Here is a 23,231-nt window from a genome sequence, read left to right on the forward strand (position 1 = left end):
GTTCGTCGAGGAGGCCTGGAGGACAGGGGTCGATGTCTTCCGTATTTTTGACTCCCTGAACTGGATGGAATCCATTGCCCCTTGTATAGAGCATGTTCGCAAGAAAACAGGAGGTTTGGCGGAGGGGTCCATCTGCTACACGGGCGATATCTTGGACCCTTCAAGGAAAAAGTACGATCTGCGGTATTACATAAGACTTGCCAAGGATATCGAAAATGCCGGGGCCCACATCTTGGGGGTCAAGGACATGGCAGGATTGTTGAAGCCGGATGCCGCCTTTATGCTGATTCAAGCATTGAAATCTGAAATAGACATTCCGGTGCACCTCCATACGCACGATACCTCGTCCATACAGACGGCCACCTACCTGAAGGCGATAGAAGCGGGAGTGGATGTCGTCGATGTTGCGTTGGGCGGATTATCGGGACTTACCTCACAACCCAATTTTAATTCGGTACTTGAAATGTTACGGTTCCATGAACGGGAAAACCCCATGGACACCGAAAAATTAGCGGCGTATTCCAATTATTGGGAAGCCATACGCAATTATTACTATCCCTTTGAATCCGGCCTGAGGTCCGGTACCGGAGAAGTGTATGGACATGAGATTCCCGGCGGGCAATATTCAAACCTGAAGGGGCAGGCGATCGCCCTGGGCCTAGAGGATAGGTTTACGGACATTACAAAGATGTACGGCCAGGTAAACCATATGTTCGGGGATATCGTGAAGGTGACCCCCAGTTCAAAGGTGGTCGGCGATATGGCCCAGTTCATGGTCGGCAATGACTTGACGGTAGATGATATCATGACCAAAGGGGAGACCATCTCATTTCCCGAGTCCGTAAAGAGTTTTTTCAGGGGTGACCTAGGGCAGCCTTACGGAGGCTTTCCGGCGAAATTACAGAGCATCGTCCTGAAAGATGAAAAACCCTATACGGGCAGACCTAACGCTCATCTGGAACCTATCGATTTTGAGAGGGATTTCAAAGAATTCAAAAGGATGTTCAAAAACGGGATGGGCAGGGAACTCGAGATCACGGATTTCCTTTCTTACAGACTATATCCCAAAGTTTTCATGGAAGCATATAACAACCATGTCAAAAATGGTAACGTAATCAATGTCCCCACCAAGAATTTCCTATACGGGATGCAAGTGGGCGAGGAAATAATGGTAGAGCTCGACAAAGGGAAAAAGGTATTGATTTCCCTGATGTTGAAAGGTGAACCGGACGAAGCCGGGCAAGTGAACCTATTTTTTAAAATAAACGGCCAACTACGTAATGTGCTGATCAAGGATTCCGCGGTCAACGTTACCAAAAAGGAAAATAAGAAGGCCGATGCGTCCAACGCTAAACATATCGGGTCCCCGCTTCAAGGATCGTTATCGGATGTTTTGGTGAAGGAAGGACAGGAGATCAAAAAGAACCAACCGCTCTTCATAATCGAGGCCATGAAAATGGAAAGTACCGTGGTAGCCACTTCCGATGGTACGGTAGATCAAATTTTAATTGAAGCCGGTGCTTTGGTAGGTTCTGATGATCTGATTATAACACTCAAATAAGATTTCTATATATACTTTGAAATAATAATTTAAAGACCATGCCCAAAATTAAGATTTGTACTTTCATGGCTGCACTGACCATGCTTTTAGTGTTATTAGGATGCGAAACCAATTACAAATATGAGATTGATCGGTCGGCAAACGGTATCGTTATTCATCAAGACAGCATTCTGATTACTATAACGGTTGTAGACGAATCTATTATTCATATACATAAAATTTTAAACGACCAGGAAGCCTCCTCTATACCCGATTATGTTACTGTATTAGAACCACAGCCTGTAGCTTGGGAATTAATCGAATCAGACGAGCAGGTCACTATTATTACGGATAAATTAAAAGTCAATGTAGAAAATGACGGTATGGTAAATTACGAATCAATTGATTCTAAACCGCTTCTTGCAGAAACGAATGAAAATACGTTCCTTAAGAATACTGGGCAATCAGCAAATAGCGTCTCTCAAGAATTTACAAGTGGGGATGAAGGTCTGTTCGGGTTAGGACATTACCAAAATGGAATAATGAATTGGAAAAATGTACCGGTTCGCATGCAACAGTATAATCAAGAAATAGCCATCCCGTTCATCGTATCAACTAACAAATTTGGTATTTATTGGAATAATTATAGTGTTACAGACTTTAATCCTCCAGATTATGAAATTGAATTAGAAACAATTATAGATGAAGAGAAGAATATAAGAAAAACAGAATTCGTGCCCAAAAAAACAGGTAGCTATTCGTTTATAATAGAGAGTGATTCCTTCGAACGAAGGGACGGTAAAATTTTCCTTACGATTGATACCGATACCATCATTAACTATACCACCACTTGGGTACCTGTTGCTTTTTCAGGTCAGAAATACTTAGAAGAAGGGAAAACCTATCCAGTCGTTTTTCAAAATTCTGGGTCAAGGATTACCGGTAAGCTACTTTATAATGAACCGGATTATAATAAAACGATATTTAGCAGTAGGAGCGGGAATGCCATTAATTATTATTTTATCCATGGCGATAACCCCAGTACTATAATTTCAAAATATAGAAAGTTGACAGGGCAAGCTCCTCTATTTCCAAAATCTGCATATGGATTCTGGCAATGTCGCGAACGCTATCAAAATCAAAATGAAATATTAGAAAAAGCACAAGAATATAGAAAAAGAAAGATTCCTGTAGACAACATAGTTCAGGATTGGTATTACTGGCCTAAGGGCACCAAAGGACCAGAGTGGGACAGGGAAAAATATCCTGATCCCCAAGGGATGACCAAGACATTAGCGGACCTAAATTTGAAACTTATGGTATCTGTGTGGCCAGAGGTAGATAATACACCTCTTTTGGAAAAATATGACCTGTTTGAATATAAATTTAAAACTGAAGGCAATCATTATCTTGATTTCTATGAACCAAAAGTGGGTAGGCAGTTTTATGAAATGCTAAGTGACTCCATGTTCAAGTTAGGAGTAAATCATATTTGGTTAGATGGAACGGAGCCAATACGAAAACCACATGATGATGAAGAAACAGGAGTGGGTCCTTTTAGAAATGTTGCCAATATTTATTCTCTTTTGGTAGCTGAGGCTATGTATAATGGCAGACGTGATGAGTTCCCCGAAGAACGGGTCTTTAATCTTACACGATCGGCATTCCCTGGTCAACAACGCTATGGTTCTGCTTCTTGGTCTGGGGATGTTGCAGGAACATGGAAACAATTTTCGGAACAAATTACTGGCGGAATGAATTTTGTAATGGCAGGCGTTCCCTATTGGACAAACGATATAGGAGGATTTTTCAGGGATAGTAAAAGCCTGAATCCCATATATGATGATCAATATGAAAATCCGGAGTACATAGAACTTTTAACACGATGGTTTCAGTTCGGCACTTTCAACCCGATTTTTAGAATACATGGATACCGTTCCGATACCGAGGTTTGGAACTATGGAAAAGAATTTGAGAACATGGCTCGTAAATTCATTGATGTTCGGTATCAATTAATGCCCTACATATATTCTGAAGCCTGGAATGTGACTAAAGAAGGAAAACTACTCATGGCTCCTATGGTATACGAGTATCCGCAGGATAAAAATACTTGGCAAAACAAAGACCAGTTTTTATTCGGTGAGTCTTTATTGGTATGTAACGTGACAAATTACAAGCAACGTACTAAAGAGATTTATCTGCCGAAAGGTGGATGGTATAACTTTTGGACAGGTGAAAAAATCATGAAAAGTGGTACAGTAGAAGTCAATACACCTCTAAATGAAATTCCACTCTTTGTGAAAGCAGGTTCTATATTGCCCATGGGTCCCAAAATACAATATGCTACTCAAAAAACAGATGAACCAGTACAGATAAAAATATATCCGGGAAAAGATGCTCAGTATCAGCTTTATCTAGATGACGGTGAATCCTACAGGTATGAAAAAGGAATCTATTCGGAAGTGCTCTTCTCTTATTACGAAAACAACAAACAGCTCTCCATTTCAACCAAAGTAGATGAATATGTTGATTTTAAAAAGAATCCGATGAACTTAAAAGTGGAAATTATTGGAGGCGATAACATAGAAGAAGTCGTATTCAATGGTGACAAAATAGAAGTCAAATTATAGAAATAATGAAAAACGTCATTTACATAGGCGCTCTCGCACTCTGTTTTTTGTCCTGTAAAACTGAAACAGAGCACTTCACAAAATTTCAATCCAATGTGCTATATTACAACGAACCAGCAGAAGAATGGGTAGCTGCAATACCCATAGGTAACGGCCGTTTAGGGGCTATGATTCATGGAGCGCCATCAACAGAGCATATACAACTCAACGAGAGTACAGTTTGGGCCGGTGGCCCGCATAACAATAGTAATCCCAAAATTAAGGATTCGCTGGATCACGTGCGCAAACTCATCTTTGAGGACAAGTATATGGAAGCTGAAGCCATCGCGCTAAGAACTATCATAAGCGAAAGCGGACATGGAATGCCATATCAAACAGTGGGGGATTTTTTTATGGATTTTGAAGGTCATGACAACTACTCCGAATACCAAAGGTCTTTAAGCCTAGATAGTGCTTTTACCAGAACAAGCTATAAAATTGGTAATACGCATTACAAAAGAGAAGCTTTTTCTTCATTAGCGGATGAAGTAATCGTAATGAAAATTATGGCAAGCCAACCAAATTCTCTAAGCTTTAAATCAAGAATTACTAGACCTGAAAGAGTAAACATCACGACAGCCAACGGAAACCTGCTTAAAATGTCCGGCACCACGGCCGACCATGAAGGTATAAATGGAGAAGTGAAATTTGAAACCTTGGTGAAAATAATCCCTAAGGGCGGTATTGTCACAACGACGGATTCTATAATTACCGTCACCGATGCAGATGAAGCGTTAGTTTATATTTCAATTGGTACAAACTTCAAAAATTACGATGATATTTCTGGGGATGCCTTTAAAGTCGCGAACGCTAAACTTCAAACAGCAGTTAAGAAAGACTATAACGAATTACGTACTGCTCATATTGAAAAGTATAAAAACTTTTTTGATCGGGTACAAATCAATTTGGGCGAAACAGATAGTATTCACAAGCCAACCGATTTAAGAATAAGAGAATTTTCTCAGGGTAACGATCCTAACTTGGTTGCGCTATATTTTCAATTTGGTCGCTATTTGCTAATATCATCTTCACAACCTGGTGGCCAACCAGCAAATCTTCAGGGTTTATGGAACAATCAACTCTATCCACCTTGGGACAGCAAGTATACCATTAATATAAATACCGAAATGAACTACTGGCCAGCGGAAATCACAAATCTCACGGAGATGCATGAGCCTTTGCTACGTATGGTCAAAGAGTTATCGGAAACGGGCAGGGAATCTGCGGAAATCATGTACGGAGCTAATGGCTGGGTTGCCCATCACAATACGGATATTTGGCGTTTTACAGGAGCTATAGATGCAAGGGCGGGAACTTGGCCTTGTGGGGGCGCATGGCTCGCTCAGCACCTTTGGGAAAAATACATATTTAGTGGCGACACCGATTATTTACAATCGGTATATCCTATTTTAAAAGAAGGTTCACGCTTTTATCTTGATTTTCTAGTAGAAGAGCCAACGAATAATTGGCTCGTTGTGAGTCCGTCAATATCGCCAGAGAATGCGCCACAAATGGTTCGTGAGGAGAAAAATCTGCTTGTGGCCGGCGCAACCATGGACAATCAATTGGTATTTGATTTGTTTACCAAAACAATGAAAGCTTCAGAAATATTACATAAAGATAATACACTCAAAGATTCGATACAAGCAGCGTTGGCAAAACTACTCCCTATGCAAATCGGACGCTTAGGTCAATTACAAGAATGGCTAGAAGATTGGGACAGTGCCGAAGATCATCATAGGCATATATCGCATTTATACGGGCTTCATCCATCTAATCAAATTTCACCCTATAGAACCCCGGAACTATTTAACGCTGTAAAGACTTCTATGTTTTATAGGGGTGATCCAGCAACAGGATGGTCTATGAACTGGAAGATAAATATGTGGGCTCGTTTATTAGATGGCAATCACGCGCTCAAACTTATGGCCGAACAAATAAGTTTGGTAGAGGATATGGATTACGAAAACCTGAATGTAAGGGGTAAAGCCGGTACTTATCCCAATATGTTCGATGCGCACCCGCCTTTTCAGATAGATGGTAATTTCGGATTTACTTCGGGTATTACCGAAATGTTAATACAAAGTCATGATGGAGCCATACATATTCTACCAGCACTTCCCGACCCTTGGAATACAGGTCAAATTAATGGAATAAGGGCAAGGGGAGGTTTTGAAATCAAAAAGCTAAGCTGGGCTCAAAATAAAGTCTCTCAACTAATTATAAAATCAACCATTGGCGGTAATTGTAGAATTAGATCGTACTGGCCCTTGAAATCTAAAAAAGAACTAGTGTTAGTTGAAAACGAGATGGAAAATACAAATCCTTACTATCATACACCCGAAATAAAAAAACCGATTATAAAAGGTACCAGTACGTTAACAAGTACCACCCTAAAAAAAGTATTTGAATATGATATTAAAACTAAACCTGGGGAAATTATGGAATTAGAAATTAAAGCGCATTAAATGGGAATAAAAACATAAATATAACTTACCGAACATAGTTAATTTACTTAATTCTAGTTTTGTTTTGCTTGCCATGGTCGTATTCATAGGTTGTGAAACGAGCAAAGGAGCGTCTAGTGACCATCCAATTGTAATCGTAATATTTATAGGCGATCAATACTATGGTGATTTGGGATTTTATGGTACCGCCGGTTTTGAAACTCCAAAAATTGGTAAAACGGCAGTGAAGTAATGCTAGACCCAGGAGAACGCTATAATATAATATCAGAATATCCAGAAAAAGAGGGGAGATAATGGTGCTCGTAGAACAGGCAGGAGAGAGTTAAGTAATTTAAATCTGGATATACCTACGGGTTCTGAAAATAGGGAAAGTGGATATCTAAAATAAGTCGTATCTATCCTATACACGTTTTATAAAATGGTAGATATGTTCATATTTAAAATCATCTTTAATAAGTAAAGAAATGTGGCACAGAGAATTCCTTTATAAAAAATATATAGTGAAAGCAGGTGACAGGACTGTAATCAAAGTTCTGTAGGAGAGGATTGGATACGGTAGCGAAGTTGAAAAAAGGTAATAGTTTAGATATACCTTGAAAAAGGAGAAGCAAGGATTAATTGGAAATACACCAGAAACAAATATTTATTTATTCATTGCCGCTTTTATCCCTAGGAAGAATAAAACTCTCTAAATTGGCAAAAAAAATACAGATTCAAGTGTCCAATTTGGTGGTTAGAAAAAAAATAGTCGCTTAGTTTTGTTAAAAAAATTAAAGAATATGGCACAACCTATTACAATAACGGACGTTCTAGTAAAGGATATACGTTTCCCCACCAGTAAAACCTTGGATGGCTCAGATGCTATGAATCCAGACCCGGATTATTCAGCGGCCTATGTAATCCTTATAACGGATTCTACTAATGGACTAGAAGGGCATGGCTTAACCTTTACAATTGGTCGCGGTAATGAACTTTGTGTAGCGGCTATTGAATCCTTAGCCCCATTGGTAATAGGTAAGAGTTTGGAAAGCTTCACCGCGGATATGAGAGGTTTCTGGAAAATGATTACAGGAGACAGTCAATTACGATGGTTAGGTCCGGAAAAGGGAGTTATACATTTAGCTACGGGTGCTATTGTAAATGCTGTATGGGATCTATATGCAAAATCTGTAGGCAAGCCACTTTGGAGATTGATAGCGGATATGAGCCCCGAGGAACTCGTAGGTTGTGTAGACTTCACCTATATTACTGATGCAATTACTCCAGATGAAGCCTTGACCCTGTTAAAGAAGAAAGAAAGCACCAAAAAAGAGCGTATAGCTCACCTAGTAAAAAATGGATATCCTGCTTACACCACATCGGCAGGGTGGTTAGGATATTCAGACGAGAAAATGCGCAGATTGTGTAGGGAAGCTAAAGTATCCGGATTCAATCACATGAAGATAAAGGTAGGTTCTGATCTTGAGGATGATATGCGCAGGTCGCAGATAATACGTGAAGAAATTGGAACTGATTTAAAATTAATGATGGATGCGAACCAAAAATGGGAAGTGGATGAAGCGATTTCCAATATTAAGCAGCTCGCCAAATTTGATCCGTATTGGATTGAAGAGCCTACAAGTCCGGATGATATCTTAGGCCATGCAAAAATAGCAAAGGCAATTGCGCCTATAAAAGTGGCTACGGGGGAACATTGTCAGAACAGAGTTATTTTCAAGCAATTGATGCAGGCGAAATCTATAGAAATCTGTCAGATAGATAGTTGCAGGGTAGGCGGTGTAAATGAGATACTATCCATATTACTTATGGCGGCCAAATTTAATATACCCGTTTGTCCCCACGCAGGAGGCGTAGGTTTGTGCGAATATGTACAACACCTTTCAATGATAGATTATATTGCTATAAGCGGTTCACTTGATGAACGGATTATAGAATTCGTGGACCATTTACACGAGCATTTCTTTGATCCAGTGGTCATAAATAACGGTGCTTACATGCCTCCAAGTTTAGCTGGCTATAGCATTACCATGAAACCTGAATCGTTAGCAGAATTTAGTTTCCCGGATGGTACATTCTGGAAAAAAGAACTTGAAATGCCTAATAACACATCACATGAAATTTAGTTTAAAAGGAAAAGAGGCAGTCGTTACTGGAGGAGGAAGCGGTATTGGAAAAGCTATTTCACTCGCTTTGGCAGAACACGGTGCCATAATCCATATTTTAGAATTGAAGGCAGAACACGCAAAAGATACTGCAAAGGCTATCACCGCATCCGGAGGTAAAGCGAACATCTATGAGTGTGATGTGGCGAATGGTGCCCTGGTAGAAAGCACTTTTAAAGCTATTCTAAAAAAAGGCAGTATCGACATTTTAATCAACAATGCAGGTATCGCACACGTAGGAAGTTTAGAAAACACTAAGGAAAAGGATTTGGATTTGTTGTATAATGTAAATATAAAAGGTGTTTACAACTGTATGTTATCCTCCATAGAAACAATGAAATTAAATAGTGGTGTTATTATAAATATGGCCTCCATTGCTTCTTCTCTGGGCATTAAGGACCGTTTCGCCTATTCAATGACCAAAGGCGCTGTACTTACGATGACCTATTCTGTTGCAAAAGATTATCTAGATTTCGGTATCCGCTGTAATTGTATTTCACCAGCGCGAGTTCACACACCATTTGTAGATGGGTTTATCAGCAAAAACTATCCAGGACGAGAAAAGGAAATGTTCGAAAAATTATCGAAAACACAGCCTATAGGTCGTATGGGTAAACCCAAAGAAATTGCCGATTTAACGGTTTTTCTGTGTTCCGACGAAGCTGCTTTTATCACAGGATCAAATTTTCCGATAGATGGCGGTTTTGTAACCTTAAGCGGATCTTAGGAAGAAAATTTTGTGAATGTTTTTCGAGAAATGTATCAATTGTGAGTAGTATACTTTTAAAATAGTAATTTTAATGATTATTGACACCCATCAACATTTTTGGAAGTATGATCCAGCAAGAGATGCTTGGATAGACGACTCCATGAAGAGACTCCAAAAAGATTTTTTACCAAAAGATTTGAAGCCGATTTTAGATATTAATGGCGTTGAAGGATGCGTTACGGTGCAAGCGCATCAATCAGAAAACGAAAATGACTTTCTACTGGAATGTGCAAGACAAAGTCCCTTTGTAAAAGGTGTAGTTGGCTGGGTGGATTTGTGTGCCGAAAATTGTAAAGAACGGCTGGAGTACTTTTCAAGAAATAAAGTATTTAAAGGTGTGCGACATATCGTGCAGGCGGAAAAAGAGGGCTTTATGATGCAAAAGAAATTTCAGAACGGGATATCGCAACTAGCGCAATATGGTCTAGTTTACGATATTCTCATTCATCCAAAACAAATAAAAGAAGCAATTAGACTAGTTAGAGAATTTCCTGATCAAGGATTTGTCATAGACCATTTGGCAAAGCCCTTGATAAGAACTCAGGAAATTGATACATGGAAAAATGATATAACTGCATTGGCGACCCTACCCAATGTGTACTGTAAACTATCAGGAATGGTTACGGAGGCGGACATGAAAAGTTGGAATACTACTGATTTCGAACCCTACATGAAGGTAGTGCTATCCGCATTCGGCCCTGAACGAATATTATATGGCTCGGACTGGCCCGTGTGTTTGCTGGCGGCTGAATACGAAGAAGTTCTGGAAATAGTTCGTACATATATCGAGGAATTGAGCGAGGACGAGCAAAAAGCTATTTTTAGCGGCAACGCTATCAAACTATATAATTTACATGTTTAGATATTATGGGACGTTATTGTCTTGCATTGGATTTAAAGGAGGATGCCCATTTAATTGAGGAATACATTGCGTATCACAAGGAAGTCTGGCCAGAAATTCTTAAAAGTATTACAGATAGTGGCATAGTAGATATGGAAATCTATTGCGTTCATAATCGGTTATTTATGATTATCGATGCAGATTCAAACTTTTCTTTCGCGAAAAAAAATGAGCTGGATTCAAATAACAAAAAAGTATCCGAGTGGGAAAGGCTGATGTGGAAGTATCAAAAAGCACTCCCAAATTCTTCCCCAGGAACTAAATGGGAGCTAATGGAAAAAATATTTGAACTCAAAAAAACTGATTAGTTAAAAGTTAATTAAAAATCATTAGTGTCCGACTAAAATACGGTTTTACTATTTAAGTCTTGTGAGGCATTGTTTTTATTGGTTTGTTTCTTCTTTTTCCAATAGCAGGGTATCGTTCAGAATAGTGATAGCTGTTTGTCGGGCGGTTTTGTAGTAAGATAGTCCCACTTTTGGGTAGGGTTTTCCATAAAACTGAATAGGTTTATGTAGCTCATAAGATGTAATCTTACCATTGAGACCATATTTGAGTATGCCCATTTCTTTTTGACCTTGGTCTGTCGGCAATAACCTTTTCGGTAAGGACGGAGCTTTTGCTCCAATGCTCAAAAATGTAATCGAGAAGGCTCTTGAGGTAGAGATGGAAGGTCATTTGGACGAATCGGAGCGTAGTATTGGCAATAAGCGCAACGGAAAGGGCAAAAAGACCATCAAGAGCGGTTTCGGCACTTTTGATATCGAAACTCCCCAGGACAGGCAAAGCAGCTTTGAACCGGAACTGATAAAAAAGCGGCAGACTATTTTAGCAGACAATCTATCGGATAAGATTATCGGATTTTACGGTCTTGGGATGAGCTACCGGGACATTTCTTCCCATATCAAACAAATGTACGACACCGATATCTCCCATACCGTTCTGAGCCAGATAACCGATAAGATTATACCAGATGTAAAAGCGTGGCAGAACCGCCCGTTGGAGCCGCTCTATTGTATTGTATGGCTCGATGCGATGCACTACAAGGTCAAAGTAGACGGCAAGATAACCCATAAGGCACTTTACAATATTTTGGGTGTCAACAAGGAAGGTTGCAAGGAAATATTGGGCATGTGCATTTCTGAGAGCGAAGGGGCCAACTTCTGGCTACAGGTGCTTACAGACCTGAACAATCGAGGTCTGAAGGATATCTTGATTGCCTGCACGGACAACCTTCGTGGCTTTACCGATGCGATATTGAGCGTGTTTCCCAAGGCACAGGTCCAGCTGTGTGTCGTACACCAAATACGCAACTCACTCAAATACATTGCTTCCAAAGACCAAAAGGAGTTCATGCGAGACCTAAAGCTGGTCTATCGGGCGACAAGCAAAGAAGTAGCAGAAGACAGGTTATTGGATTTAGAATTGAAATGGGGCGACAAATACCCTGTTGTCATAGAGAGTTGGCAACGTAATTGGGAGCAGCTATCACAGTACTTCCAGTATACCGAACCTATCAGAAAGATTATCTATACCACCAACGCAGTAGAAGGGTTCCATCGTCAAATACGCAAAGTGACCAAGACCAAAGGTGCATTCACCAATGACATAGCCCTCCTAAAATTGGTATATCTTGCTACAAAGAACATTGAAAAGAAATGGACAAGCCCACTACATAATTGGAGTCTTACGGTTCAACAACTTTATATTAAATTTGGGGACAGGATACCATTGGCATTAAACGCAAATTCCTTTGGGGCTAGCCCCAAAGGAATTGAAACAAAGGACAGAGTTTAATTTACAGACCCTGTTAAACCGGATAATTTTGGAGACTACTGGATGAATACACCCTTGCAGCCCATTAAAAACTAAAAAACCGACTTAACAATAGTTAAGCCGGTTTATAGCAACAATTAATTCGGTTTATTAAACTTTCGCTGTTTTAACTGTTTTTATAATTCTGGCGGCAATCTTATAAGGATCACCATTTGAAGCTGGTCTTCTATCTTCTAACCATCCTTTATATCCTTTCTCAACTGCAATAATTGGAATACGGATAGAGGCACCTCTATCAGAAACACCCCAAGAGAAATCTGTAATGGCAGCTGTTTCATGATCTCCCGTCAAACGTTGATCGTTGAATTCACCATAAACGGCGATGTGTTCTTTTACGTATGGGCGGAAAGCTTCACAAATGGTTGCGTAGGTTTCTTTTGAACCACAAGTTCTTAACGTGGTGTTAGAGAAGTTTGCATGCATACCAGAACCGTTCCAGTCCATATCCTTACCTAAAGGTTTTGGGTGATATTCAATATAGTAACCATACTTTTCCGTTAGTCTGTCCAATAAATATCTGGCAATCCAGATTTCATCACCGGCTTTTTTAGCACCTTTAGCGAATAATTGAAATTCCCATTGACCAGAAGCAACCTCTTGGTTAATACCTTCAAAGTTTAAACCAGCTTCTATACAAAGATCGGCGTGCTCTTCAACCAAATCTCTTCCGTGCGTATTTTTTCCGCCCACAGAACAGTAATACATTCCTTGTGGTGCAGGGTAACCACCGATAGGGAAACCTAAGGGTAATTGTGTAGCAGTGTCCATTATAAAATATTCTTGCTCAAAACCGAACCAGAAATCATCATCTTCATCATCAATAGTGGCTCTACCATTTGAAACATGAGGAGTTCCGTCTGCATTCATAACTTCTGTCATGACCAACCATCCGTTAATTCTTGCCGGATCCGGATAAATAGCTACAGGAACTAATAAGCAGTCAGAGGAACCACCTTCGGCTTGTCTTGTAGAAGACCCGTCAAAAGACCAGTTTCCTAGCTCCTCTAACGTTCCTTTAAAATCTTCATGTTCTTCTACTTTTGTTTTACTTCTCAAGTTTTGGGTCGGAAAATAACCATCCAACCATATATACTCTAATTTAATTTTAGCCATATTTTCATGTTATAAATTAATAATAAAAAGACAAACAAAAATATGTTTTTTATGGAATTATATGAATTTTTACGGGGGTAATTCGTTATAAATGAGAATATTTTAGATACACCCCCATTTTTTGGTGGGTATTTTGTGATATTTCTATTTTAAGAACGTAATTTTGTGGAATTAATAATTCATTAGGGTCATATGTCAGTACAAAGGTCAGCGGCAATAGCGGAAAGTCATAGAAGAAAAGCAATCGCTATTGAAGAAAAAGGAAGAAGGTCAGACTTGTTCGGAGTAAATGTTTTTAACGAAAAGAGAATGCTTCAATATCTTACCAAAGACGCATTGGCAAGTGTTAGGGATGCTATTTTTTCGGGTTCTAAAATTGACCGTAAAATCGCGGACCAGGTAGCGGAAGCTATGAAAGGTTGGGCCATTTCTATGGGTGCCACACATTATACACATTGGTTTCAACCCTTAACCGGAGCTACAGCAGAAAAGCACGATGCTTTTTTCGATTTATTGCCAGATGGTACAGCTCTTGAAAAGTTTGGAGGCGGACAGTTGGTGCAGCAAGAACCAGACGCGTCAAGCTTCCCTAGTGGCGGTATCCGCAATACTTTTGAAGCACGGGGCTATACCGCTTGGGACCCGACATCCCCGGCATTTATCTATGGTACTACCTTGTGTATTCCTACTATTTTCGTTTCCTACACGGGAGAGGCATTGGATAACAAGGCGCCGCTGTTGAGAGCGTTGCACGCCGTGGATGAAGCTGCGACAGCAGTGGCTAAATATTTTGATAAGAACGTTGCCAAAGTAAACGCCACTTTAGGTTGGGAGCAAGAATATTTTTTGATAGATAAGGCTCTTGCACATTCCAGGCCTGATATTATTATGACCGGTAGAACCTTAGTAGGAAATAACGCTGCGAAGGGACAACAGTTAGATGATCATTATTTCGGTGTTATCCCAAGTAGGGTGCTCAGTTTTATGAGCGATTTAGAAAAGGAATGTACCAAGTTGGGTATACCGGTAAAAACCCGTCATAATGAGGTAGCACCAAACCAGTTTGAGCTGGCCCCGGTTTTTGAAGAGGCCAATTTGGCCGTAGATCACAACCTTTTATTGATGGATGTGATGGACAAAATTGCGGATAAGCATCAGTTTAAAGTGCTTTTTCATGAAAAACCATTTTCAGATATTAATGGCTCAGGCAAACATAATAATTGGTCCTTGGCTACAGATACCGGCGTCAATCTTTTGAGTCCGGGCTCTACGCCCATGAAGAACCTCCAGTTCCTTACGTTCTTCATTAACACTATCAAGGCGGTAAACACTTATGAGGAACTCTTACGCTCCTCTATCGCTTCGGCCAGTAATGATCACAGGCTAGGTGCAAACGAGGCACCACCTACTATTTTTTCCATATTTATCGGAAAACAGTTAAGTAGTGTGCTTGATGAACTGGAAGGAGTGAGCCAAGGTAAACTATCACCCGAGGAAAAGACGGAACTGAAGCTAAATGTAGTTGGGAAGATTCCGGAAATATTATTGGATAATACAGACCGTAATAGAACTTCTCCGTTCGCTTTTACAGGTAATAAGTTTGAAATGCGCGGGGTAGGGGCCAAGACCAATTGTGCTAAACCCATGACCATCTTAAACACCATTGTTGCAAAGCAACTTAAGGATTTTAAAAAGGAGGTAGATGTTTTAATAGATAAAAAGAACCTTAAGAAGGATGAGGCCATATTCAATACCCTTAGGGAATATATAAAGACCTCTAAGCGGATTCGTTTCGATGGCGACGGTTACAGTAAAGAATGGGAGAACGAAGCAAAAAAGAGAAAACTAAGTAATAATAAAAATACCCCGGATGCTTTAAATATACTGACCTCGAAAGAGAGTCTGGCTTTATTTAAGACGATGAAGGTGATGAGTGATGTTGAAGTGGGCGCGAGGGTAGAAGTTGAATTGGAGGCCTATATATTACACCTTCAGATTGAAGGTAGGGTATTGAGTGATTTGGTATACAGTAGCGTTATTCCTGCCGCAATTGCCTATCAGAATAAATTGATAACCAACGTTTCTGGTCTTAAGGAAATTTACGGAGCTGCCCATAAGAGTTTTTCTGTAGGTCAACTAACCATGATAGAGGAAATTGGAGAGCACTTAAATGAGCTCAAAAAACTTACGGATGCAATGACCGAGGCCAGAAAGAAAGCAAATGTTATTAAGGAAAGTAAAAAGAGAGCGGTAGCCTACTGTGGGAACGTAAAACCTTATTTTGATAAAATTCGATTACATTCCGATAAGCTAGAGAAGCTCATAGAAGACCAATTATGGCCATTGACTAAATACAGGGAGCTATTGTTCATTAAATAGCAATTACTTTCGCTAGCTAAATTCTGATTTTAAATCAATTCTCCTATTTTTGTCGTAAAGAAATTATATGTCCTCATCCACGAGCGAAAGATACAGTCAAAGGGGCGTTTCCGCCTCTAAGGAAGATGTACACAATGCCATAAAGAACATAGACAAAGGCCTGTTTCCTAAAGCCTTTTGTAAAATAGTTCCTGATTATTTAACGGGAGATGAGGGTTACTGCCTTGTTATGCACGCGGACGGCGCCGGCACCAAATCCTCACTGGCCTATATGTACTGGAAAGAGACGGGAGATCTATCCGTTTGGAAAGGAATCGCACAAGATGCTCTTATCATGAACATTGATGATTTAATCTGTGTGGGGGCAACGGACAATATCATGCTATCCTCAACAATAGGAAGAAACAAAAATAAAATTCCGGGAGAAGTATTATCCGCAATTATCAACGGCACGGAAGAACTCATTAAAGACTTATCGTCCCACGGTATCTCCATACGCTCTACAGGAGGTGAAACCGCCGATGTTGGGGATTTGGTCAGGACAATTATAGTGGACTCTACGGTAACCGCTAGATTAAGAAGGGACAAAGTCATTGATAACGCCAATATTAAAGCGGGAGATGTAATCGTTGGGTTAGCTTCCTACGGGCAATCCACGTACGAAAAAGAATATAATGGAGGTATGGGAAGTAACGGACTTACTTCCGCACGACATGATGTTTTCGCAAAATACTTGGCGGACAAATTTCCTGAGAGTTATGATGCCGAGGTTCCCTCTGATTTGGTCTATTCCGGCGCAACCAAACTAACGGATAGCGTAGCTGATGCTCCCCTGGACGCAGGGAAGCTCGTGCTTTCTCCTACGAGAACTTATGCGCCCATCGTAAAGCAAATACTTTCACGATATACCAGTGACGATATTCACGGAATGGTTCATTGTAGCGGTGGTGCTCAAACAAAGATTCTTCACTTTATCGATAATCTTCATATCATCAAGGATAACCTTTTCGAGGTTCCGCCGTTGTTCAGGCTCATTCAAGAGCAATCAGGAACGGATTGGAAGGAAATGTATCAGGTTTTTAACTGTGGTCACCGCTTAGAAATTTATGTAAATCCGGAGATGGCACAGGATTTGATTGCAATATCAAAAGAGTTTAATGTAGATGCCAAGATAATTGGTAGGGTCGAGGCTTCCTCAACAAAAAAACTCACTATTGCCAGCCCGTACGGTACCTTTATATATTAAGGCATACGATAAGAAGTAATACTACGTTGTTTATTATAAATATGTAGTTATGGAAAGAAAGCAATTTTTAAAGAGTTTAGGCGCCGGTGCGGCCTTCGCCATTACATTTCCCTGTTTGGGCGGTTGTGGTAAAGATGATGGTATAGATGGAAACCTGGTAGATCCACCAACAGGCATCGATTTTACGGTAGACTTAAACTCTGCCGAGGCTGCCAACTTGGAAAATAACGGAGGCTTTATTCTCAAAAATTTGGTCGTAGTGGTTAAGAATTTAGAGGGGGAGTTCGTTGCTGCTACCCAAGTTTGCAGTCATCAAAATTATGATCAAGTAAGATTTGTAAATCAGAACGGAGGTATTTTCTTTTGCGATGTCCATGGATCTAGATTTGACCAAACAGGAGCACCTTTAAATACCATTCCCAATAGTGTTGCAAAGCCATTAAAGATTTATAACACGGAACTGAACGGAAGTATACTCCGCGTTTTTGAATAATATACACGACGTCCCAAATTATTGAATTTTGAAACTAAAGCTCCTCATCTACCTTTTTGTAATTCCACTTTGTGCGTTATCGCAAGATTGGGAGGAAAGTTACGAGCATTCAATTTCTAGGTCCAAGAATACGAACAAACCAATTCTTCTTGTTTTTGCTGGGTCTGACTGGTGCGCCCCATGCATAAAATTAGATAGATTATTGTTTCAATCTGAGGAGTTTAAGGAGTATGCAGACGAGAATTTAATTTTGTTCAAGGCCGATTTTCCTAGGAAAAAAAAGAACCGATTACCACTTCAGAAAGAAGAAATAAACAAGCAGCTAGCGCAGAGATTTAATTCCAAGGGTTATTTTCCCTTGGTCCTTTTATTGGATAAGGATGAAACCGTTTTAGGAAGCTTTGCCTACGAAAATCAAGAAGCCGAAGAATACATTTCACTTTTAAATTCCTTTCAAAAGTGAAAACTGTTTTATCCATAGTAGTTCTATTTTTCGCTATAACCGTGTTCAGTCAAAGTAAGGACTATGTCACGGTTAAAAAGTCATTGAAACTTATGGGTAGCCGTTTTGATATTACGGTAGTTTCCGTTGACGAAGACTTGGGTTACATAAATATTCAAGAGGCGATAGGGGAAATAAGAAGAATAGAAAAAATGATTTCTTCATGGGATGCGTCTTCTGAAACTACTCTGATAAACAGAAATGCTGGGATAAAACCGGTAAAAGTAAGTTTAGAGCTTTTTAAGTTGATAGAGCGGTCCAAACAGATATCGGAAATAACGGATGGTGCTTTTGATATTTCATATTCCTCGATGGATAAGATTTGGAAGTTTGATGGTTCTATGACGACAATGCCAACGAACCAAGAGATTAGGGAATCGGTTTCCAAAGTGGGCCACAAGAATATTATTCTTAACAGTGTGGACAACACTGTTTTTTTGAAGTATAAGGGAATGAAAATATCGTTTGGGGCAATCGGTAAGGGATATGCTGCAGATAAGGCAAAAGAACTCCTGGTCTCTAAACAAGTGCCTGCCGGTATCATTAATGCGTCCGGGGATTTAACGACATGGGGAACTAAGACTAGTGGAGAGAAGTGGTTAATCGGGATAGCCAATCCGTTAAGTAAGGACAAAATTTTCTCGTGGCTGCCCATATTGGAGTCTTCTGTAGCCACTTCTGGAAATTACGAGAAGTTCGTAACGATCAATGGTAAAAAATATACCCACATTATAGATCCGAGAACGGGATACCCATCAGCGGGGATCAATAGTGTTTCCGTTTTTGCCAAAAGTGCCGAACTTTGTGATGCCTTGGCTACAGCAATTTTTATAATGGGTAAAAATGCTGGTCTTTCCCTTGTGAACCAATTGGGAGGTACAGAGGTGATTATTGTGGATAGCGCAAACAAAATTCATAAGAGTGGTGGAATCCTTTTCGACAATAATCCTTAACTTCAAACTATGAACAGATTGTTTTTTTTATTAATGTTCTTGGTGTTTTGCACTTCCTGCGTTGCGGTAAAGGAGTATGATAAAGCGTATTTGAACGATGAGGAAATGCAATTATCCGCTAGAAACGCAGAACGATTTGAAACCAATTTTCAAATATACAGGGAAGCCTCTGCAGGCGCCAACGGCGGCAAAACAGGAGGTGGCTGCGGTTGTAATTAAATGAAACCCAAAGTTCTTTTTAGAACTTTGCTGGTTGAATTTACCCTGAGCGTAGTCGAAGGGTCGGCGTTTCGGGGAGTACTGAAACTATAACCTAAAGTTCTTTTTAGAACTTTGCTGGTTGAATTTACCCTGAGCGCAGTGGAGCTGTATGAAAAAGCGGAGTGGCTTATTTAATTTTAAATAAAATTTTACTGAAACCTAATCAAGTACCTTGGGAAATTTAAAAACTGTTCCGCTGATTTTTTTTCTATGTGCTTTTTCAATTTTTGGACAGGACAACACTACCTATACCAAAAGAGTTTTGGAGGCCACAGAGATTAACCTGCTTTTTAGCTATTACGGTCAGGACGGTGAAAATGCTGCGGTGACCGGAGGAGAGGGTACCGAACAGCTGACCGATGCAACTTCCACTATTGTTGTAAAAATTCCCGTCAATCCGGATGATGTACTAACAGTAGATGCAGGGATATCTGCCTACACCTCGGCTTCATCGAGCAACGTGAACCCCTTAGACGGCCATCCAAACAATAATACCAGTCCCTTCAGTGCTTCTTCCGGAGCTTCAAGACAAGATGTGCTAGCGTATTTTAACCCATCCTACCAACACAGTTCAGAAGACCGAAATTCCATTATAAGTGCAAATGCTTACATCTCATCGGAATACGATTATTTCTCCGTTGGTTTCGGTGCGGGATACACACGTTTGTTCAATGAAAAGAATACGGAAATAGGGCTCAGTGCAAATGTATTTTTGGATCAATGGAATCCACAATATCCTATAGAGCTAAGAAATGGCTTTGCAGATGCTAGAATTTCCGGACCTGGCACGTACAGCTCTAATTTTACCGTTTTTGAAAACGAAAACCGGAACTCTTATGCCCTTTCCTTGTTCTTTTCCCAGATTCTTGGTAAGCGATTACAGGGTTCTGTATTCTTAGATTTGGTTCGGCAACAAGGTTTGCTGAGCGCCCCTTTTCAGAGAGTGTATTTTGGTGACGTCGCAGATTTTTTCATTGAAGATTTTCAGTTGGCGGATGATGTAGAAAGACTACCGGATAGTCGTTTTAAAATCCCTATCGGCGCACGTTTAAATTATTTTGTAGGAGACCGGTTCGTATTACGCTCCTATTACCGTTTCTATACAGATGATTGGGGTATTACCTCACATACGGCCAATCTAGAGATTCCTATTAAACTAAGTGATTCTTTTACGCTCTATCCCTCCTACAGGTATTATGTGCAGACAGCTGCCGATTATTTTTACCCCAAGGAAGAGGCACTCTCTAGCTTAAATTTTTATACTTCCGATTATGATTTGTCCAGTTATAACGCCAATCAGTTTGGGATAGGAGCTAGGTATAAAGATATTTTTACCACGGCCAAAGTATTTATGTTCGGGCTAAAAACAATTGATTTTCGATTTAACAAATATGATAGGAGTGACGGTCTAGACGCTTTTATTTTTACTCTAGGGACTACTTTTGTAACTGATTAATGCTTCCCCTTTCAATGCAATAGTGAGACGTTTTCAGTAAGATTTTTTGAAATCGATTTTTTAACAATACGATTGAGCAAGCCTAAAGCTTCTACAAAATTATTGTAAATTCGCACACAAGTGAAGTAAGCCAATGATAGACAAATTAAACATTGTAAAACAACGTTTTGATGAGGTGTCCGACCTAATCATTCAGCCGGATATCATAACGGACCAGAAGCGTTATGTGCAATTGACGAAGGAGTATAGTGATCTTAAAGCACTTGTTGCCAAGCGAGATGAATATTTGGAGTTGACAGGTAATGTTGAGGAAGCGGAGGAGATAATTTCTGACGGGAGTGATGCCGAAATGTTGGAAATGGCAAAAATGCAGTTGGAAGAAGCAAAATCAAGATTACCGATTCTGGAAGATGAGATTAAATTTATGCTCATTCCCAAAGACCCGGAGGATGCTAAAGATGTCGTTGTAGAAATCAGAGCGGGAACGGGTGGGGACGAGGCCAGTATTTTTGCGGGAGACCTTTTTAGAATGTATACAAAGTACTGCGAGAGCAAAGGATGGAAAACCAATGTCATAGATTTAAGTGAAGGTACTAACGGTGGATACAAGGAAATTCAGTTTGAAGTTACGGGCACCGATGTTTATGGCACCTTAAAGTTTGAAGCCGGCGTCCACAGGGTGCAGCGAGTTCCGCAAACCGAAACCCAAGGAAGAGTGCATACCAGTGCTGCAACCGTAATGGTATTGCCAGAGGCGGAAGATTTTGATGTGCAAATAGACCCCAAAGACGTTAGAATAGATTTTTTCTGTTCTTCAGGACCAGGTGGACAATCCGTGAATACAACTTATTCCGCGGTACGTTTGACCCACATCCCAACAGGTCTGGTGGCCCAATGCCAAGATCAAAAATCGCAACATAAAAACAAGGATAAGGCTTTTAGGGTTTTGCGCTCAAGACTCTATGATCTGGAATTGGCCAAGAAACAAGAGGAAGACGCCGCCAAAAGAAGCTCTCAGGTTAGTAGTGGTGACCGTTCCGCAAAAATTAGAACTTATAATTATCCGCAGGGTAGGGTTACCGATCATAGAATAGGTTTAACCTTGTACGATCTTTCCAATATTATTGATGGTGACATCCAAAAAATCATTGACGAACTTAGTCTTGTAGAAAATACAGAAAAGTTAAAAGAAGCATCGGAGATTTTTTAATAACTTATGCATCCCATCCCATAATTGTAATATGACTACCAAAGCACTCATTGACCAAATTCATAAGAAAAAGTCCTTTTTATGTATTGGTCTGGATACAGATTTAGATAAAATACCAGAACATCTTTTACAGGAGGAAGACCCCATTTTTTCGTTTAACAAGGCCATTATTGATGCCACACACCACCTTTGTGTAGCCTACAAGCCTAACATTGCTTTTTATGAGGCATACGGAATAAAGGGTTGGATCGCACTAGAGAAAACGATTACCTACCTCAATGCAGAATATCCGGAAATTTTTACCATTGCTGATGCAAAACGGGGCGATATCGGAAACACCTCAACGAGATATGCTAAAGCTTTTTTTGAAGATTTGAATTTTGATTCCATCACCATTGCTCCCTACATGGGCAAGGACTCCGTTGAACCTTTTTTGGCTTTTGAAGATAAACATACGATCCTACTCGCATTAACCTCAAATGTGGGTGCGTACGATTATCAAACCAAAAAAATCAATGGGGTGGAACTTTATAAAGAAGTTCTTGAAACATCAAGACAGTATGAAGGCTCAGAAAATTTAATGTATGTGGTAGGAGCCACTAAAGCGGAATATTTGGCGGAAATAAGGAAAATAATTCCCGATAGTTTTTTGTTGGTTCCAGGTGTAGGTGCCCAAGGTGGTAGCCTTAAAGAGGTATGTACGTATGGAATGACACCTTCCGTAAGATTGTTGGTAAACTCCTCTAGAGGTATTATTTATGCCTCAAAAGACAGGGATTTTGCCAGCGCAGCTCAAAACAAGGCCAGAGAGCTTCAAACCCAAATGAGTGAAGAACTTTCAAAAATTGAATAGTCTCTAAACCAAGCTATCTAAGGCTTTTTGAATTTTTTTTGCCTTCTGTTCAAAAAATTCTCCCAATTTTGTGTCGGAATACTTCATGTTAGAGGCCTTATCCAAGAAGTTTCGATATTGATACTCTAACATAGTAATGGCATCTGCCTTTGCTGCTATCGGTGTTACCGACCCTACTTTACAATATTGCTTTTCCATAATAAAGATTTGTTCTAACAAAGATACGTTGCAAAAGAGGTTTTAGATGTTTGGGTAATAGCTATACAACTAATAATCAGGTAATTTGTCTTTTTTTTAACAAAAGCCGTAGGAATTCTTTAAAAATAGCGAAAAGGACAACTAATTTTCTTCGTAATAGTACTACAATTAGAAAAGATTCAATACATTGTGGGTTAGCCCTTATTTTGGGCAAAAGAAAGC

20 protein-coding genes and 1 pseudogene are annotated in these 23,231 nt (G+C 39.9%); 18 read left to right on the forward strand and 3 right to left on the reverse strand.

Going from position 1 to position 23,231, the window contains the following annotated elements; translation table 11 throughout:
* The 8 genes from BFP77_RS04425 to BFP77_RS04455 all read left to right on the forward strand — a co-directional run.
* Positions 1-1,561, forward strand: a 1,561-nt coding sequence (locus BFP77_RS04425; protein WP_306475413.1) for a biotin/lipoyl-containing protein, incomplete at its 5' end; no start/stop codon positions are given.
* A 38-nt stretch (positions 1,562-1,599) separates the two neighbouring features.
* Positions 1,600-4,170, forward strand: a complete 2,571-nt coding sequence (locus BFP77_RS04430; protein ID WP_099572861.1) for a glycoside hydrolase family 31 protein — start codon at positions 1,600-1,602, stop codon at positions 4,168-4,170.
* Positions 4,171-4,175: 5 nt separating this feature from the next.
* Positions 4,176-6,677 (forward strand): glycoside hydrolase family 95 protein, encoded by a 2,502-nt coding sequence (locus BFP77_RS04435; protein ID WP_099572862.1) that lies wholly within the window; start codon positions 4,176-4,178, stop codon positions 6,675-6,677.
* Positions 6,678-6,750: 73 nt separating this feature from the next.
* Entirely contained in the window at positions 6,751-6,909 is a 159-nt protein-coding gene (locus BFP77_RS16915; protein ID WP_180272307.1) for a hypothetical protein, read from the forward strand.
* A 547-nt stretch (positions 6,910-7,456) separates the two neighbouring features.
* Complete coding sequence (locus BFP77_RS04440) at positions 7,457-8,800, forward strand: L-fuconate dehydratase (RefSeq protein ID WP_099572863.1); 1,344 nt, start codon at positions 7,457-7,459, stop codon at positions 8,798-8,800.
* Positions 8,790-9,566, forward strand: a complete 777-nt coding sequence (locus tag BFP77_RS04445) for an SDR family NAD(P)-dependent oxidoreductase (RefSeq protein WP_099572864.1) — start codon at positions 8,790-8,792, stop codon at positions 9,564-9,566. Before BFP77_RS04440 ends, BFP77_RS04445 begins: the two co-directional genes overlap by 11 nt.
* Positions 9,567-9,639: 73 nt before the next feature.
* Complete coding sequence (locus BFP77_RS04450) at positions 9,640-10,470, forward strand: amidohydrolase family protein (RefSeq protein ID WP_099572865.1); 831 nt, start codon at positions 9,640-9,642, stop codon at positions 10,468-10,470.
* A 5-nt stretch (positions 10,471-10,475) separates the two neighbouring features.
* The gene (locus BFP77_RS04455; protein ID WP_099572866.1) at positions 10,476-10,817 is read left to right on the forward strand and encodes an L-rhamnose mutarotase; all 342 of its coding nucleotides are present in this window, start codon (positions 10,476-10,478) and stop codon (positions 10,815-10,817) included.
* A gap of 75 nt (positions 10,818-10,892) precedes the next feature.
* On the opposite strand, the gene BFP77_RS04460 is transcribed toward BFP77_RS04455, so the two are convergent.
* Positions 10,893-11,075: a hypothetical protein gene (locus BFP77_RS04460; RefSeq protein ID WP_180272308.1), complete on the reverse strand. Its 183-nt coding sequence runs from the start codon at positions 11,073-11,075 to the stop codon at positions 10,893-10,895.
* A 22-nt stretch (positions 11,076-11,097) separates the two neighbouring features.
* Here BFP77_RS04460 and BFP77_RS04465 point away from each other — a divergent pair.
* A pseudogene (locus tag BFP77_RS04465) lies at positions 11,098-12,306 on the forward strand (IS256 family transposase); the annotation flags it as partial.
* 129 nt (positions 12,307-12,435) lie between these two features.
* Here the strand turns inward: BFP77_RS04465 and BFP77_RS04470 are convergent.
* Positions 12,436-13,458 carry a glutamine synthetase beta-grasp domain-containing protein gene (locus BFP77_RS04470; RefSeq protein ID WP_099572867.1) on the reverse strand — a complete coding sequence of 341 codons (1,023 nt, stop codon included), beginning with the start codon at positions 13,456-13,458 and terminating at the stop codon, positions 12,436-12,438.
* Positions 13,459-13,650: 192 nt separating this feature from the next.
* On the opposite strand from BFP77_RS04470, the gene BFP77_RS04475 reads away from it, so the two are divergent.
* From BFP77_RS04475 to pyrF, 9 genes are all read left to right on the forward strand, one after another.
* The gene (locus tag BFP77_RS04475) at positions 13,651-15,837 is read left to right on the forward strand and encodes a glutamine synthetase III family protein (RefSeq protein WP_099572868.1); all 2,187 of its coding nucleotides are present in this window, start codon (positions 13,651-13,653) and stop codon (positions 15,835-15,837) included.
* Between the two features lie 67 nt (positions 15,838-15,904).
* Positions 15,905-17,083, forward strand: a complete 1,179-nt coding sequence (locus tag BFP77_RS04480; RefSeq protein WP_099572869.1) for an AIR synthase related protein — start codon at positions 15,905-15,907, stop codon at positions 17,081-17,083.
* A 49-nt stretch (positions 17,084-17,132) separates the two neighbouring features.
* Complete coding sequence (locus BFP77_RS04485; RefSeq protein WP_099572870.1) at positions 17,133-17,576, forward strand: ubiquinol-cytochrome c reductase iron-sulfur subunit; 444 nt, start codon at positions 17,133-17,135, stop codon at positions 17,574-17,576.
* Positions 17,577-17,604: 28 nt separating this feature from the next.
* Positions 17,605-18,039 (forward strand): thioredoxin family protein, encoded by a 435-nt coding sequence (locus tag BFP77_RS04490; RefSeq protein ID WP_099572871.1) that lies wholly within the window; start codon positions 17,605-17,607, stop codon positions 18,037-18,039.
* The gene (locus BFP77_RS04495) at positions 18,036-19,031 is read left to right on the forward strand and encodes an FAD:protein FMN transferase (protein WP_099572872.1); all 996 of its coding nucleotides are present in this window, start codon (positions 18,036-18,038) and stop codon (positions 19,029-19,031) included. The genes BFP77_RS04490 and BFP77_RS04495 overlap by 4 nt, the downstream gene beginning before the upstream one ends.
* 9 nt (positions 19,032-19,040) lie before the next feature.
* Entirely contained in the window at positions 19,041-19,250 is a 210-nt protein-coding gene (locus BFP77_RS04500) for a DUF4266 domain-containing protein (RefSeq protein ID WP_099572873.1), read from the forward strand.
* Between the two features lie 214 nt (positions 19,251-19,464).
* Positions 19,465-20,748 (forward strand): DUF3570 domain-containing protein, encoded by a 1,284-nt coding sequence (locus tag BFP77_RS04505; protein WP_099572874.1) that lies wholly within the window; start codon positions 19,465-19,467, stop codon positions 20,746-20,748.
* 133 nt (positions 20,749-20,881) lie between these two features.
* A complete protein-coding gene (gene prfA / locus BFP77_RS04510; RefSeq protein ID WP_099572875.1) occupies positions 20,882-21,958 on the forward strand; it encodes a peptide chain release factor 1 in 1,077 nt (358 codons plus the stop codon).
* A gap of 31 nt (positions 21,959-21,989) precedes the next feature.
* Positions 21,990-22,811: an orotidine-5'-phosphate decarboxylase gene (gene pyrF / locus BFP77_RS04515; protein ID WP_099572876.1), complete on the forward strand. Its 822-nt coding sequence runs from the start codon at positions 21,990-21,992 to the stop codon at positions 22,809-22,811.
* A gap of 3 nt (positions 22,812-22,814) precedes the next feature.
* Here the strand turns inward: pyrF and BFP77_RS04520 are convergent, their stop codons facing one another.
* On the reverse strand, positions 22,815-23,009 hold the full coding sequence (locus BFP77_RS04520; protein WP_099572877.1) for a hypothetical protein: 195 nt from the start codon (positions 23,007-23,009) through the stop codon (positions 22,815-22,817).
* Between the last annotated feature and the right edge of the window lie 222 nt (positions 23,010-23,231).

It is taken from the genome of Maribacter sp. 4U21, from assembly GCF_002742365.1.
Lineage (GTDB): Bacteria > Bacteroidota > Bacteroidia > Flavobacteriales > Flavobacteriaceae > Maribacter.